We start from the raw sequence: 14,622 nt of genomic DNA on the forward strand, positions 1-14,622 counted from the left end.
CCTCCCCTCACTGGTGCTGGGTCGGACCGAGCGGCCCCTGCCCGTAGGCGGGCCCACCACCGGGCGGCTGCGCGTGACCGGGACCCGACGGCCCCGGCGCGGGCGCACCCACCGGCGCGGGCGGACCGCCCTGCGGACGCGCGGAGACCTGCGGCAACGGCACGGTCTGCAGCACCCGGTTCACGATGTGGTCGACCGGGATGCCGTCGGCCAGCGCGTCGTAGGACAGCACCAGGCGGTGCCGCAGCACGTCGGGCACCACGTCCACCACGTCCTGCGGCAGCACGTAGTCGCGGCCGCGCACCAGCGCCAGGGCCCGCGCCGCGGCCACGATGCCCAGGCTGGCCCGCGGCGAGGCGCCGTAGGAGACCCAGCCCGCGATGTCGGACAGCCCGTGGTCGTTGGGCGTCCGGGTCGCCAGCACCAGCCGCACGACGTAGTCGACCAGCGCGTGGTGCACGAACACCTTCGACGCGACGCCCTGCAACCGGGTCAGCTCGTCGGGGTCCAGCACCGGGTTCGGCTCCGGAGAGGCCACGCCCATCCGGTAGACGATCTCCCGCTCCTCCTCGGCCGACGGGTACTCGACTTGCAGCTTGAACAGGAACCGGTCGCGCTGCGCCTCCGGCAGCGGGTAGACGCCCTCGTTCTCGATCGGGTTCTGGGTCGCCAGCACCAGGAACGGGCTCGGCATCGGGAAGCTCTCGCCGCCGATGGAGACGTGGCGCTCGGCCATCACCTCCAGCAGCGCGGACTGCACCTTGGCCGGGGCGCGGTTGATCTCGTCGGCGAGCACGAAGTTGGCCAGCACCGGCCCCAGCTCGACGTCGAACCGCTCGCTGCCCTGCCGGTAGATCCGGGTGCCGAGGATGTCGGCGGGCACCAGGTCGGGGGTGAACTGCAGCCGCGAGAAGGAACCGCCGACGACCCGGGCGAAGGTCTCCACCGCGAGGGTCTTGGCCACGCCGGGCACGCCTTCGAGCAGGATGTGGCCCTTGGCGAGCAGCCCCACCAGCACCCGCTCGACGAGCCGGTCCTGGCCGACGATCACCCGCTTGACCTCGAAGACGGTGCGCTCCAGCAGCTGCGCGTCGCGAGCAGGCGTGTTCACCTGCTCCGAGGCGCGGGCCGGCGCTCCCGCGGTCCCGCCCTCACCGTTGCCGGGCTCGGTCACTTCTGCAGCCTCCTGTTCTCGCCCGCGTCGTCGGCCCACGCACGGGCATCTCCGTCCGGCCGGTACGGCCGACCAAGATCCTGGCACGCCACCGCCCCGCCCACGCGCGGGGGCAACAGCCCATCCTCAGCCAATCGCACGGCCGGTGTGACCACTGTGAAGAACACGCGCCCGCTCGGCACGGCGGACCGCCGGCCCAGCAGCCACCGCGCGGACGTGCACGGTCCGCCGCTGTGCCCCTGGCCGGCGGGGATGGCCCAGGCACGGCGGCCCGCTGCTGTGACGACGGTGGGCGCCGTGGGGGTACGGGTTCGTGGTCGCTCAGGGAACGGCCACCACGCTTGCCGCAGACTCACGCACGCGGGCGCCGGGCACACGCCGCTCCCCTTCGCTGACCAACCTTGGCCGCCCCACAGCGCCCTCACCTGACCACCGCGCCCGCACCTGGGGCGAGCCCTGGCTGACGCGGCGGTCGAGTCGGCCGGACACCTGCGGCGGCTGCCGGTGCTCAGGCAACCCCGCACTCCCGCCGCCGAAACGGCAGACGGGGCCCATCGCGGCCTTCAGCCGCACGGTCCCGCCTCGCCCGCATCGCCTCAATGGCTCAGCCCGTTCCCTCCCGTGAGCTGATTCCGTCCTCTGACTTCGCCAGCCCGGCTGTTGCTTTCCGCTCAGCGAATTGATTTCGTTCTTCACTGAAATCACAGTCATAATTCACTTGGAGAAACCATCTTTTCCCAGGTCGAAGACCCGTGGAGCCGTGATCACCACGCCCGTGGTGGCCACTCATGGATGCCTGTGGTGATCACGGGCGTGGTGGCCAGGCCCGTGGAAGCCGGCCGAAAACGGTCAGGAACGGTTGCGGGTTCGGGCGCGATGCAGGTCCTCGGGTGTGTCCACGTCCGACGCCTCGGCGCCGACCACGGGCACGTGCACCGGTCCCAACTCCTTGAACACCGCTCGCGCGGAAAGGTTGCGCACCTGCGCGGGCATCGCCGAGCGCAGTGCCGGCACCCGCCACACCCCCAGCAGCCACTGCGGCATGCCGTCGGCGTCGGTGAGCACCGCACCGTTCGCCGAGCCGATGGCGCCGAGCAGCCGCATGACGGTCGCCGAGGTCAGGTGCGGCTGGTCGCCCGCGAGCACGGCGACCAGCTCGACGCCCTCGGGCAGCACGTGCAAGCCCGCGCTCAGACCAGCCAGCGGTCCTCCGCCGGGCGGGTCCTCGCGCGCCCAGACCACCTCGGCCGCGGTGTCGCGGCGCGGCCCGACCACCACGACCGGGTCGGCCCCCGCGACCGCGTCGAGCGTGCGGTCCAGCATCGAACGGCCGCCGACGGCGAGGCCGAGCTTGTCCACTCCGCCGAGCCGCCGCGCGCTCCCACCGGCCAGCACCACCGCGGCGAACGCCAACGTCATACCGCTGATGCTCGCAGCACCGCCGAAACAGCGCCCACCCCGGTCACAACCGCCCGGTCACGACCGCCCGGTCACAACAACGCGGTCAGAACATCCGGACCGCGAACGGGGCGATGCCGCCGTAGCGGACGTCGGTGACGCGCACCCGGGCCCCCGAGTACGGCGCCTCGACCATCTTTCCGCCGCCGAGGTAGAGCGCGACGTGGTGCGTGCTGGCACCGTCCCGCCAGAAGATCATGTCGCCGCGGCGCATCCTGTCCAGCGGGATCTTGCGCCCGGACTCGTACTGGTAGCCGCTGTAGTGGTCGAGCTGGACGCCGACCGCGGCGAACGCGTAGAGCATGAGCCCCGAGCAGTCGAAGCCGACCTTGGCGAAGTCGCCGTTGGCGTCGGCCACACCGCCGTCGCGGATGCCCTTGGTCGGGCCCGAGGCGTTCCCTCCGCCCCACGCGTAGATCACGCCGAGTTGGGAAAGCGCCCGGCGGATCACCGCCTCCACCTTCGGGTCCGCCGCCTCGCCGTCGGCACCGCCGTAGCCCTCCCCGATCGCCATCCCGAGCGACGCGGGCCACCGGGCGTCCGCCCCGGGCCGCCCGGCGAGCCCGGACACCTGCGCCCGGGCGTCGGCGAGCTGCGCCTCGACAGCGGTCCGGCCGGCCGCCAGCCGCTCGGCCAGGCGCAGGTGCCCGGCCTGGGCCTGGATGGCGGTCCGCTCGGCGGCCTCGGCGGCGCGGCGCGCGCGCTCGGCGGCCGCCCGCTTGCGCTCGGCGTCGGCCGCCGCCCCGCGGGCCAGCGAGTCGCGGTTCACCTTGTCCGCCCGGACTCGTTCGAGGCGTTCCAGCACGCCCAGCTCGGACCGGCTGATCACGTCGAGGAACTCCGCGCGCGCCAGCAGCTCCTCCGGACTGCCGGTGCCGGCGAAGGCGGTCACCGAGCCGAGCGCGCTGCCCTGCCGGTAGCTGCTCGCCGCGAACTCGTCGATCCTGCGGCGCTGGCGCTCGATCCGCTCCGCGGCGGCGTCGGCCTCGGCCCGGGCCGCGGCTGCCGCTCGCCGGGCATCGCGCGCGGCGCGTTCGGCGCGGGACAGGTCCACCCGCGCCTTGTTCGCGTCCTCCATCTTGACCTCGACCTCGGCCGCCAGAGCCACCAGCTCGGCGTCGGCCGCCGCGAGCGTGCTGGTCAGCTCCCCCACCCGGCCCGCTTCCGACGTCGCCGCGGCCGGGTCGGGCGGAGGTTGTTCCGGAGCGGCCGCGGCGGGGACGTGAACGGCCAGCGCGAAGGCGGTCACCGCGGTGAGGATTCCGGCGCCGGCTCTGCTCGTCGCGCGGGACAGCTCCACCACGGCCACCTCCTCCTACTGCCCTCGACGCGCCTGTTCGCACGAGGCGGCGAGCTGAATGGAGTCTCACCGCTCGGGGTGCAAACTGCCACTTTTGCAACGCGAGGGCTCACACGTCCCACGTACAACACACCGGCGCGTCAGCCGGCGGTGGAAGGCGACCGGTGGTGGCCGGTCAGGTCCATGTGCTGGGGTCGCCCCAGGTCCGGAGGGGTCGCTGCGAGTCGTCCGAGGCGACGGCGGCCAGTTCCGGCAACACCTCGATCAGGGGACCCCGCAGGACGGCCGCGGCCAGGTCGTCGTAGGGCGTCGGTTCGGCGTTGCAGATGACCAGATCGGCGCCCGCCTTGGCGGCCAGCTCGGCGAACCCGGCGGCCGGGTACACCGTCAGCGAGGTGCCCGCGGCCAGGAACAGGTCGCAGTCCAGCGCCGCGCGGCGCCCCTCGCGGACGACCTCGGGGTCCAGCGCCTGCCCGAACGACACCGTGGTCGACTTGAGGATGCCCCCGCAGGCCCGGCACGGCGGGTCCTCGTCGCCCTCGGCCACCCGCTCCAGGGCCGCCTTCATCGACCCGGTCGAACCGCAGTCCATGCACACCGTGCCGAACATCGAGCCGTGCAGCTCCAGCACCTTCTCCCCCGGCAGACCGGCGCGCTGGTGCAGCTCGTCGATGTTCTGGGTGAGCAGGACGCCGAGCCTGCCGGAGCCCGCGAGGTCGGCGAAGGCCCGGTGCGCGGCGTTGGGCTCGGCGCTCCACGCCGGGTGCCGCGCCCGGTTCTGCCACGCCTGCCTGCGGACCTCGGGGTCGCCCAGGTAGCTCTCGATGTCGCTGAGCCGCTGCGCCTGCGGATTCCTGGTCCACACCCCGTTGGGTCCCCGGAAGTCGGGGATGCCCGAGGCCGTCGAGACCCCGGCCCCGGTGAGGGCGGTGATCCGCCGGGCCGCGCCGAACAACTCCCGCGCCCGCCGCCACTCAGCGGCGGCGTCGCCACCTCGTCCTGTCACCCCTCCACCGTCCCACACCCCCGGCCGGGCGATGCGGGCGTGACCTGCGTCGCACGCCTCACACAGGCGGCTGCCGATCTTGTGAAGGCCGCTTTGCATCTCGGTAACGCGAACCGCCGGTCCTGGAAACACCCCGTTCCTAAGGTCGGCCCAGCACGACGCGAGGAGGTACGCCAGGTGAGCACGACACGTTCCCCCGGAGCCGGTTCCAGACGCTGGATCGAGGGCTGGGACCCCGAGAACGAGGCGTTCTGGGAGCGCGAGGGCAAGTACGTGGCCCGCCGCAACCTGTGGCTGTCCATCCTGTCCGAGCACATCGGATTCTCCGTCTGGAGCATCTGGTCGGTCATGGTGCTGTTCATGTCGCCGGCCATCGGCCTGGGCTTCTCGCCGAGTGAGAAGTTCCTGCTGGTGACCACGCCTGCGGCGGTCGGCGCGCTGCTGCGGATCCCATACAGCCAGGGCATCACCCGCTTCGGCGGTCGGAACTGGACGATCTTCTCCACCTCGATCCTGCTGGTACCGACGGGACTGACGTTCTGGTTCGTCCAGCAGCCCGGGACGCCGCTGTGGGTGTTCCTGGTGATCGGCGCCCTGACCGGTGTCGGAGGCGGGAACTTCGCTTCCTCGATGACCAACATCACGACCTTCTTCCCGCAGCGTCACCAGGGCTGGGCGCTGGGGCTCAACGCGGGCGGCGGCAACATCGGGGTCGCGGTGATCCAGGTGGTCGGACTGCTCGTGATCGCGACGGTCGGCAGCACCAGCCCCGCCTATGTCGCCGGCCTGTACCTGCCGCTGATCGTGGTCGCGGCCCTGCTCGCCGCACTGCGCATGGACAACGTCGACGCCGTCCGCCGGGAGCCGGGGATGCTGCGCGCCGCCGCGGGCAACAAGCACACCTGGTGGATCTCGTTCCTCTACATCGGCACGTTCGGCTCGTTCATCGGTTACGGCTTCGCGTTCGGCCTGGTGCTGCAGAACCAGTTCGACTTCACCCCGCTGCAGGCGGCGACCTACACCTTCATCGGCCCGCTGCTGGGCTCGCTGTCGCGGCCCGTGGGCGGCTGGATGTCGGACCGCTGGGGCGGCGAGCGCGTGACGCTGTGGAACTTCATCGGCATGGCCGCAGGCACCGGGATGCTGCTGGTGGCCTCGGCGGTCGACTCGTTCCCGCTGTACCTGGGCTCGTTCGTGGTGCTGTTCGTGCTGACCGGCATCGGCAACGGCTCGGTGTACAAGATGATTCCGGCGGTGTTCGCCCGGCAGGCCGAGCAGACCATCACCGAGGGCGGCGACGCGGTCGAGGCCTTCGCCTGGGTCCGCAGGTTCTCCGGGACCGTGATGGGCATCGCCGGCGCGGTCGGCGCGCTCGGCGGGGTGTTCATCAACCTCACCTTCCGCGCCTCCTTCGGCGGTGCGGCAGCGAGCGGGGACGCCGCGCTGCTCACCTTCCTCGCCTTCTACGCGGCGTGCGTGGTCGTCACCTGGGCGGTGTACCTGCGGGGTGCGGCCGCCAGGGAGGCGTCGGCGACCCGGGTTTCGGCGAAGGTCGGCGCCGATGCCTGATCTGCGCACCGTGGCAACGCACTGCCCTTACTGCGCCCTGCAATGCGGCACCCGGCTCTCCCGCGAACGCGCGGGTGTGACCGTGCGACCGTCGGACTTCTCGGTCAACAACGGCGGGCTGTGCCAGAAGGGTTGGACCGCCCCGGCGCTGCTGGACACGCCCGACCGGCTGCGCAACCCGATGGTGCGCGGCGCCGACGGCAGGCTCACCGCGGTCGACTGGGACACCGCGCTCGACGTGGTCGCCGGCGGTCTGCGGCGGATCCGCGACGAGCACGGGCCGGACGCGGTCGGCGTCTTCGGCGGTGGCGGGCTGACCAACGAGAAGGCCTACCTGCTGGGCAAGTTCGCCCGCCTCGCGCTGGGCACCAGCCAGATCGACTACAACGGCCGGTTCTGCATGTCGTCGGCCGCCGCGGCGGGCACGGCCGCCTTCGGCCTCGACCGCGGACTGCCGTTCCCGGTCACCGACCTGGCATCGGCCGACGTGGTGCTGCTGGCGGGAGCGAACCCGGCCGAGACCATGCCGCCGCTGATGCAGCACCTGCGGCACGCGGAGCTGGTCGTCATCGACCCCCGCACCACCGCGACCGCCGAACAGGCGGCGCTGCACCTGCAGCCCGCACCCGGCACCGACCTGGCCCTGGTGCTCGGTCTGCTGCACATCGCGGTCGTCGACGGCTGGACCGACACCGACTACGTCCGCGCCCGCACGACCGGCTTCGACGCCGCCTGGCAGCGGGCCCTGGCCTGGTGGCCGGAGCGGGTCGAGCGGGTCACCGGTGTCGCGGTCAGCGCGCAGCGCACCGCGGTCCGGATGCTCGCGGAGGCCGAGCGCGCCTACGTGCTGACCGGCCGCGGCGCCGAGCAGCACAGCAAGGGCGTCGACACCGTCTCCGGTTTCGTCAACCTCGCGCTGGCGCTGGGCCTGCCCGGGACGGAGGGCAGCGGCTACGGCTGCCTGACCGGGCAGGGCAACGGGCAGGGCGGCCGGGAGCACGGCCAGAAGGCCGACCAGCTCCCCGGCTACCGGATGATCACCGACCCGGCGGCGCGCGAGCACGTCGCCGGCGTCTGGGGCGTGCCGCCGGAGTCGCTGCCCGGACCGGGCCGCAGCGCGTACGAGCTGCTCGACGCCCTCGGCACCGCAGGCGGTCCGCGTGCGCTGCTGGTGTTCGGGTCCAACCCCGCGGTCTCGGCGCCCAACGCGGGCCACATCACCGAGCGGCTGTCCTCTTTGGACCTGCTGGTGGTGGCCGACTTCGTGCCGTCGGAGACCGCGCGGATGGCCGACGTGGTGCTGCCGGTGACCCAGTGGGCCGAGGAGGACGGCACCATGACCAACCTGGAGGGTCGCGTCCTGCGCCGCCGCAGGCTGCAGGTCCCACCGAGGCACGCGCGCAGCGACCTGGAGGTGCTGCACGGCCTGGCCACCCGCCTCGGCGAACCCGGCCACCGCTACCCCACCGCGCCCCGCGAGGTCTTCGACGAGCTGCGCCGCGCCTCGCGCGGTGGGCGCGCCGACTACTCCGGCATCACCTACGAGCGCCTCGACAACGGCGAGGCCCTGCACTGGCCGTGCCCCGGCCCCGAGCACCCGGGTACCCCGCGGCTGTTCCTCGACGGCTTCGCCCACCCCGACGGCCGGGCGCGGTTCGCCGCGGTCGACCACCGCGACCCCGCCGAGACGCCCAGCGAGGACTTCCCGCTGCGCGCCACGACCGGACGCGTCCTGGCCCAGTACCAGTCCGGCGCCCAGACGCGGCGGGTCCCCGACCTCAACGCCGCGGCACCGGAGTCGTTCGTGGAGATCCACCCCGACACCGCCGACCGGGCCGGGCTCAGCGACGGCGGTCTCGCCCGCGTCAGCTCGGCGCGCGGGCACACCGTGGCGCGCGTCCGCCTGGTCGGGACCATGCGCACCGACACGGTGTTCCTGCCGTTCCACTTCCCCGACCAGGCGCGGGCCAACCTCATCACCGGCGACGCGCTCGACCCGCGCAGCCGGATGCCCGAGTTCAAGGTCAGCGCCGTGCGCATCCAGCCGGAGGTGACCCGATGAGCCGCATCGTCGTCGTCGGCAACGGCCCCGCCGCGCACCGCTTCACCGAGCGGATGCGCCACCACGGCCACAGCGGTCCGATCACCGTGCTCGGTGCCGAGAGCCACGCCGCCTACAACCGCGTGCTGCTCGGCTCGGTTCTCGACGGCTCGCTCACCGCGGACGGCATCGCGCTGCCCCCGCTCGACGCCGACGTCCGGCTCGGGGTGAGCGCCACCGGAATCGACCGCGCACGCCGCGAGGTGCACACCGACACCGGAGGCGTCCACCACTACGACGAGCTGGTGCTGGCCACCGGGGCGCGCCCGCGCGTGCCCGACGTCCCCGGACTGCGCGACGGCGGAAGCGTCCGCACCCTGCGCACGCTCGCCGACTGTGCCGAGCTCCCCCGCGGCCGGGTCGCGGTGCTGGGCGGCGGGATCCTCGGCGTCGAGGCGGCGCGCGCGCTCGCCGGACGCGGCGCCGATGTCGTGCTGGTGCACCCCGGCAGGTACCCGATGGACCGGCAGCTCGACGCCACCGCGGGCAAGCTGCTCGCCGAACGGCTCGGCACGCTCGGCGTCGAGACGCGGCTCGAGCGCAAGGCGGTCGAGCGGCAACCGGGCAAGCTCGTCCTCGACGACGGCGAGGTGCTGCTGGCCGACGAGGTCGTGGTCTGCGCCGGCGTCGAACCGGAGACCGGGCTCGCACAGCACGCCGGGCTGCGGGTCGCGCACGGTGTCGTGGTCGACGACGGCATGGCCACCAGCGACCCGAACATCCACGCCGTCGGCGACTGCGCCGAACACGGCGGGACGGTGTCCGGGCTCATCGCCTCCGCATGGGAGCAGGCCGAGGCGCTGGCCCAGCGGCTGACCGGGGCGCGCGGCCGGTACCGCGGCACCAAGACCGTGACGCGGCTGAAGGCCCGCGGCATCGACCTGGTCTCGATCGGTTCCCGCGAAGCGCTGGCCAGCCTCGACGCCGAAGTCGTCACGCTGTCCGACCCGGCGCGCGGCCGCTACGCGCGGATCGCGCTGGCCGACGAACGCGTCGCGGGCGCGGTCCTGTTCGGCTTCCCGCAGGCCATCGCCTCGGTGACCCAGCTGCACGACGGCGACCTGCCGGTCCCCTCGGACCGGCTGGGCCTGCTGCTCGGCACGGCCGCGGCCACCCGCGCCACCCCGGTCGAGCTGCCCGACGACGCCGTGGTCTGCCGCTGCAACAACGTCACGAAGAAGGCGCTGACCACCGCGTGGCACGGGGGAGCGCGCAGCGTCGCCGACATCGCCCAGGCCACTCGCGCGACCACCGGCTGCGGTGGCTGCGCCGACGACGTCCGCCGCATCTGCGGCTCACTACGCACCCGCACCGAAGAGCAACAGGAGGGCGCCGCATGACCCGCACCCTGATCGTCGTCGGCCACGGCATGGTCGGTCACCGCCTCGTGGAGGAGGTGCGCGCCCGCGACGCGGCCGGGACCTGGCGGATCGTCGTGCTCGGCGAGGAGTCGCGCCCGGCCTACGACCGCGTCGCGCTGTCGTCCTACCTGGACGGCAAGAGCGCCGAGGACCTGAGCCTGGTCAGCCACGAGTTCCTCGACGACCCGCTGGTGGACCTGCGGCTGGACACCGGCGCGGCGGCCGTCGACCGGCACGCCAGGACGGTTTCCACGACCGACGGCGCGGTGCTCGGCTACGACGCGCTGGTGCTGGCCACCGGCTCGCGACCGTTCGTCCCGCCGGTGCCCGGCCACGACCTCGACGGCTGCTTCGTCTACCGGACGCTGGACGACCTGGACGAGATCCGCGACGCCGCGACCGAGGGCAGGCCAGGCGTGGTGATCGGCGGCGGTCTGCTCGGCTTGGAGGCGGCCAACGCGCTGCGGCTGCTCGGCATGCGCCCGCACGTGGTCGAGATGGCGCCGCGGCTGATGCCGTTGCAGGTCGACGAGGGCGGTGGGCAGGTGCTGTCGCGCCTGGTCGGCGACCTCGGGCTCACCGTGCACTGCGGCGCCGCGACGCAGTCCGTCGACGCCGACGAACACGGCCGGGTGCGCGGGGTGACGCTGGCCGACGGCACCACCATCGACACCGACGTGGTGGTGTTCTCCGCGGGTGTGCGCCCGCGCGACGAGCTCGCCGAGCCGGCCGGGCTGGAGCGGGCCGAGCGCGGCGGAATCCTGGTCGACGACCGGTGCCGCACCAGCGACGAGCACATCTACGCCGTCGGCGAGTGCGCCGCGGTCGAGGGGCGCTGCTACGGGCTGGTCGCGCCCGGCTACACGATGGCCGAGGTGGTCGCCGGGCAGCTCGTGGACGCCGCCGGTGACGGCTTCCCCGGTGCCGACATGTCCACCAAGCTCAAGCTGCTCGGGGTCGACGTGGCCAGCTTCGGCGACGCGCACGGCACGACCGACGGCGCGCTGGAGGTCGTCTACGCCAACAACGCGGCCGGCACCTACGCCAAGCTCGTGCTCAGCGACGACGCGCAGGTGCTGCTCGGCGGTGTGCTCGTCGGCGACGCGAGCGCCTACGCGGTGCTGCGGCCGCTGGTCGGGCGCGAGCTGCCGGCGCCGCCCGAGCAGCTCCTGCTGCCGGCGGGCAGCGGCGTCGACGCCGGCGCGCTGCCGGGCGATGCGATCGTCTGCTCCTGCAACAACGTGTCCAAACAGGACATCACCAGCGCCATCACCGAGCAGGGGCTCACCGACGTCCCCGCCGTCAAGGGCTGCACCAAGGCGGGCACCAGCTGCGGCTCGTGCGTGCCGATGCTGAAGAACCTGCTGTCCGAATGCGGCGTCAGCACCTCCAACGCGCTGTGCGAGCACTTCCCGCAGTCCCGCTCCGAGCTGTTCGAGATCGTGCACGCCACCGGTGTCCAGACCTTCTCGGAGCTGATCGGCAGGCACGGCAGCGGACGCGGTTGCGACATCTGCAAACCGGCCGTGGCCTCGATCCTGGCCAGCCTCGGCCGCGGCCACGTCCTCGACGGCGAGCACGCCGGCCTGCAGGACACCAACGACCGGTTCCTGGCCAACCTCCAGCGCAACGGCACGTACTCGGTGGTGCCCAGGATCCCGGGCGGCGAGATCACCCCGGACAAGCTCATCACCATCGGGGAGGTCGCCAGGGACTTCGGCCTCTACACCAAGATCACCGGCGGTCAGCGCATCGACATGTTCGGCGCGCGGGTGGAGCAGCTGCCCGAGATCTGGCGGCGGCTGGTCGACGCCGGTTTCGAGTCCGGTCACGCCTACGGCAAGGCGCTGCGCACCGTGAAGTCCTGCGTCGGCAACGACTGGTGCCGCTACGGCGTGCAGGACTCGGTGGCCATGGCCATCCGGCTGGAGCTGCGCTACCGGGGGCTGCGCTCCCCGCACAAGCTCAAGTCCGGTGTGTCGGGCTGCGCGCGGGAGTGCGCCGAGGCCCGCTCGAAGGACTTCGGCGTGATCGCCACCGAGAAGGGCTGGAACCTCTACGTCGGCGGCAACGGCGGGTTCACCCCGCGCCACGCCGAGCTGCTGGCCGCCGACCTCGACGACGACGGGCTGGTGCGGCTCATCGACCGGTTCCTCATGTTCTACGTGCGCACCGCCGACCGCCTGCAGCGCACCTCGGCCTGGATCGAGTCGCTCGAAGGCGGGCTGGAGCACGTGCGCGAGGTCGTGGTCGAGGACTCGCTGGGCATCGCCGCCGAGCTGGAGGCCGCGATGGCCGAGCACGTCGGCAACTACAGCGACGAGTGGGCGGGCGTGCTGCGCGACCCGGACAAGCTCGCGCGCTTCGTCTCGTTCGTCAACGCCCCGGACGCACCCGACCCGACCATCAGCTTCACCGAGGAGCGCGGGCAGATCCGCCCCGTCTCCCTTCCCATGCCGTCGATCCGACAGGAGGTCCGAGCGTGAAGTGGCAGCAGATCTGCGCGTACGAGTCGCTGAGCCCCGAGTACGGGGTGCCCGCGCTGCTGGGCGACCACGCGGTCGCGTTGTTCCGCACCGGTGACGGCGAGCTGTTCGCCGTCGGCAACGTCGACCCGTACTGCGGTGCGGGCGTCATCAGCCGCGGCATCGTCGGCGACCGCGAGGGCGAGCCCACCGTCGCCTCCCCGATGCTCAAGCAGGTGTTCTCGCTGCGGACCGGCGAGTGCCTGGACGACCCCGGCACGCGGCTGCCGACGTTCGCGGTGCGCCGCAAGGACGACGTGGTCGAGATCGGGCTTCCGTGACCGCTTCTCCCGAACTGGCCGGGTTCACCGTCGGGGTGACCTCGGCCCGCCGCGCCGACGAGCTCGGCACCCTCCTCGAACGCCGCGGAGCGCGGGTGCAGCACGGCCCCGCGCTGCGCATCGTGCCGCTGGCTGACGACACGGAACTGCGGCGCGCGACGGACGAGTGCATCCAGGCGCCGCCCGACGTGGTGGTGGCCACGACGGGCATCGGCTTCCGCGGCTGGGTCGAGGCCGCCGAGGGCTGGGGCGTCGGCGACGACCTGCTGAGCGCGTTGCACGACTCTCGGATGCTGGCGCGCGGGCCGAAGGCCAGGGGCGCGATGCGCGCGGCGGGTCTGCCCGACCCCTGGTCGCCGGAGTCGGAGTCCTCCGCGGGGGTGCTCGAGATGCTGCTCTCCGAGCCGCTGGCCGGACGGCGCGTCGCGGTGCAACTGCACGGCAGGCCGCTGCCGGAGTTCACCGCGGCGCTGCGCGCGGCGGGCGCGCACGTCGTGGAGCTGCCGGTCTACCGGTGGTCGGCGCCGACCGACGTAACCGGCCTGGAGAACCTGCTCGACGCCGTATGCGCGCACGAGCTCGACGCGGTCACCTTCACCAGCGCGCCCGCGGCGGAAAACCTGCTGGCGCTGGCGGGCGAACGCGGCCGCCTGGACCGGCTCGTGTCGGCGTTGCGCGGACCGGTGCTCGCGGCGTGCGTGGGACCGGCGACCGCCGCGCCGCTGGCCGAGCACCGCATCGCCGTGGTGATGCCGGAGCGCTACCGCCTCGGCGGACTGGTGCGCGCGCTGTGCGAGGCGTTGCCCGCACGGGCGCGCGTGCTGCCCGTCGCCGGGCGCCGGTTGCAGCTGCGGGGCCACGCGGCGGTGGTCGACGGCCAGCTCAAACCGCTCTCCCCCAGCGCGAAAGCACTGCTGCGCGCGCTGATGGAACAACCCGGCCGGGTCATCGCGCGCCGCGACCTTGCCGGAACCCTCAACGCGGGCCAGCCCGCGCAACGCCCGCTCGACGAGCACGCCGTCGAACAGGCCATCGCCCGGCTGCGCGCCTCGCTCGGCGCGCCCGAGCTCGTGCAGACCGTGATCAAACGCGGATACCGGATTCCGCTGGAACCGACGGAGGACCAGGCACCATGCGCACGACCGCGACCGTGACGACACCGCTGCTGCTGGTGGCCCACGGCACCAGGAACCCGTGCGGTCCCCGCGAAATCGACCGCATCGCACAGGCGGCGCGCCAGGTCCTCGACGTACCGGTGCACGTGGCCTACGTCGACGTCATCGGGCCGACCGTGGGCGAAGCACTGCGCGCCATCGGCGGCCCGGCCGTCGTGCTGCCCGCGTTCCTGGCGGCCGGCTACCACGTCCGCACCGACCTGCCCGCGCAGCTCGGCCCCGATGCCGAGGTCGCCGTCTGCCCGCCGCTGGGACCCGCACCGGAACTCGCCGAGGCGATGCTCGACCGGCTCCGGGACGCCGGATGGCGGCGCGGCGACCGCGTGCTGTTCTCCGCCGCCGGTTCCTCCGACGCGCGTGCACTCGACGACGTGCGCACCGCCGCGCGGCTGCTCGGCCGCCGGTGCGGTCAGCGACTGCGACCCAGCTACGTCACCACCGCGCGACCGCTGACCGCCGAGCTGTGCGGCGACGGTGTGCGCGCGTTCGTAGCGCCGTACCTGTTGGCGCCGGGTCTGTTCCACCGGACGCTCGCGGAGCTGCCGGTCGCCGGTGTCGCCGAACCCATCGGCGCGCACCCCCGCGTCGTCGAACTCGTCGCACGCCGCTACCGCAACGCGTTGGAACGAGACGTCGACGCGGCCTGACCGAGCACGCCCGGAACGCACCTCG

At 73.3% G+C, this 14,622-nt stretch carries 11 protein-coding genes; 7 read left to right on the top strand and 4 right to left on the bottom strand.

Annotated features, from left to right (window positions below; all coding sequences use genetic code 11):
- Window positions 1-7 precede the first annotated feature (7 nt).
- From SACE_RS18395 to SACE_RS18410, 4 genes are all read right to left on the bottom strand, one after another.
- On the bottom strand, window positions 8-1,174 hold the full coding sequence (locus tag SACE_RS18395; protein WP_009949714.1) for an AAA family ATPase: 1,167 nt from the start codon (window positions 1,172-1,174) through the stop codon (window positions 8-10).
- A gap of 849 nt (window positions 1,175-2,023) precedes the next feature.
- Window positions 2,024-2,593 carry a molybdenum cofactor guanylyltransferase gene (gene mobA / locus SACE_RS18400; RefSeq protein WP_009949713.1) on the bottom strand — a complete coding sequence of 190 codons (570 nt, stop codon included), beginning with the start codon at window positions 2,591-2,593 and terminating at the stop codon, window positions 2,024-2,026.
- An 85-nt stretch (window positions 2,594-2,678) separates the two neighbouring features.
- Entirely contained in the window at window positions 2,679-3,935 is a 1,257-nt protein-coding gene (locus SACE_RS18405) for an NlpC/P60 family protein (RefSeq protein ID WP_011874154.1), read from the bottom strand.
- A 172-nt stretch (window positions 3,936-4,107) separates the two neighbouring features.
- On the bottom strand, window positions 4,108-4,938 hold the full coding sequence (locus SACE_RS18410; protein WP_372491168.1) for an SIR2 family NAD-dependent protein deacylase: 831 nt from the start codon (window positions 4,936-4,938) through the stop codon (window positions 4,108-4,110).
- Window positions 4,939-5,115: 177 nt separating this feature from the next.
- On the opposite strand from SACE_RS18410, the gene SACE_RS18415 reads away from it, so the two are divergent.
- The 7 genes from SACE_RS18415 to SACE_RS18445 are packed head-to-tail and all read left to right on the top strand — an operon-like array spanning window position 5,116 to window position 14,597.
- On the top strand, window positions 5,116-6,507 hold the full coding sequence (locus tag SACE_RS18415; protein ID WP_009948330.1) for a nitrate/nitrite transporter: 1,392 nt from the start codon (window positions 5,116-5,118) through the stop codon (window positions 6,505-6,507).
- Window positions 6,500-8,569 (top strand): molybdopterin oxidoreductase family protein, encoded by a 2,070-nt coding sequence (locus SACE_RS18420; protein WP_011874155.1) that lies wholly within the window; start codon window positions 6,500-6,502, stop codon window positions 8,567-8,569. The genes SACE_RS18415 and SACE_RS18420 overlap by 8 nt, the downstream gene beginning before the upstream one ends.
- Window positions 8,566-9,948 carry an FAD-dependent oxidoreductase gene (locus tag SACE_RS18425; protein WP_009948329.1) on the top strand — a complete coding sequence of 461 codons (1,383 nt, stop codon included), beginning with the start codon at window positions 8,566-8,568 and terminating at the stop codon, window positions 9,946-9,948. Before SACE_RS18420 ends, SACE_RS18425 begins: the two co-directional genes overlap by 4 nt.
- Complete coding sequence (gene nirB, locus SACE_RS18430; RefSeq protein WP_009948327.1) at window positions 9,945-12,455, top strand: nitrite reductase large subunit NirB; 2,511 nt, start codon at window positions 9,945-9,947, stop codon at window positions 12,453-12,455. The genes SACE_RS18425 and nirB overlap by 4 nt, the downstream gene beginning before the upstream one ends.
- Window positions 12,452-12,775, top strand: a complete 324-nt coding sequence (nirD, locus tag SACE_RS18435) for a nitrite reductase small subunit NirD (RefSeq protein WP_009948326.1) — start codon at window positions 12,452-12,454, stop codon at window positions 12,773-12,775. Before nirB ends, nirD begins: the two co-directional genes overlap by 4 nt.
- Window positions 12,772-13,929: a uroporphyrinogen-III synthase gene (locus SACE_RS18440; RefSeq protein WP_009948325.1), complete on the top strand. Its 1,158-nt coding sequence runs from the start codon at window positions 12,772-12,774 to the stop codon at window positions 13,927-13,929. The genes nirD and SACE_RS18440 overlap by 4 nt, the downstream gene beginning before the upstream one ends.
- Entirely contained in the window at window positions 13,908-14,597 is a 690-nt protein-coding gene (locus SACE_RS18445) for a sirohydrochlorin chelatase (RefSeq protein WP_009948324.1), read from the top strand. Before SACE_RS18440 ends, SACE_RS18445 begins: the two co-directional genes overlap by 22 nt.
- The last annotated feature ends 25 nt before the right edge of the window (window positions 14,598-14,622 follow it).

This window comes from Saccharopolyspora erythraea NRRL 2338, assembly GCF_000062885.1.
Taxonomy (GTDB): domain Bacteria; phylum Actinomycetota; class Actinomycetes; order Mycobacteriales; family Pseudonocardiaceae; genus Saccharopolyspora_D; species Saccharopolyspora_D erythraea.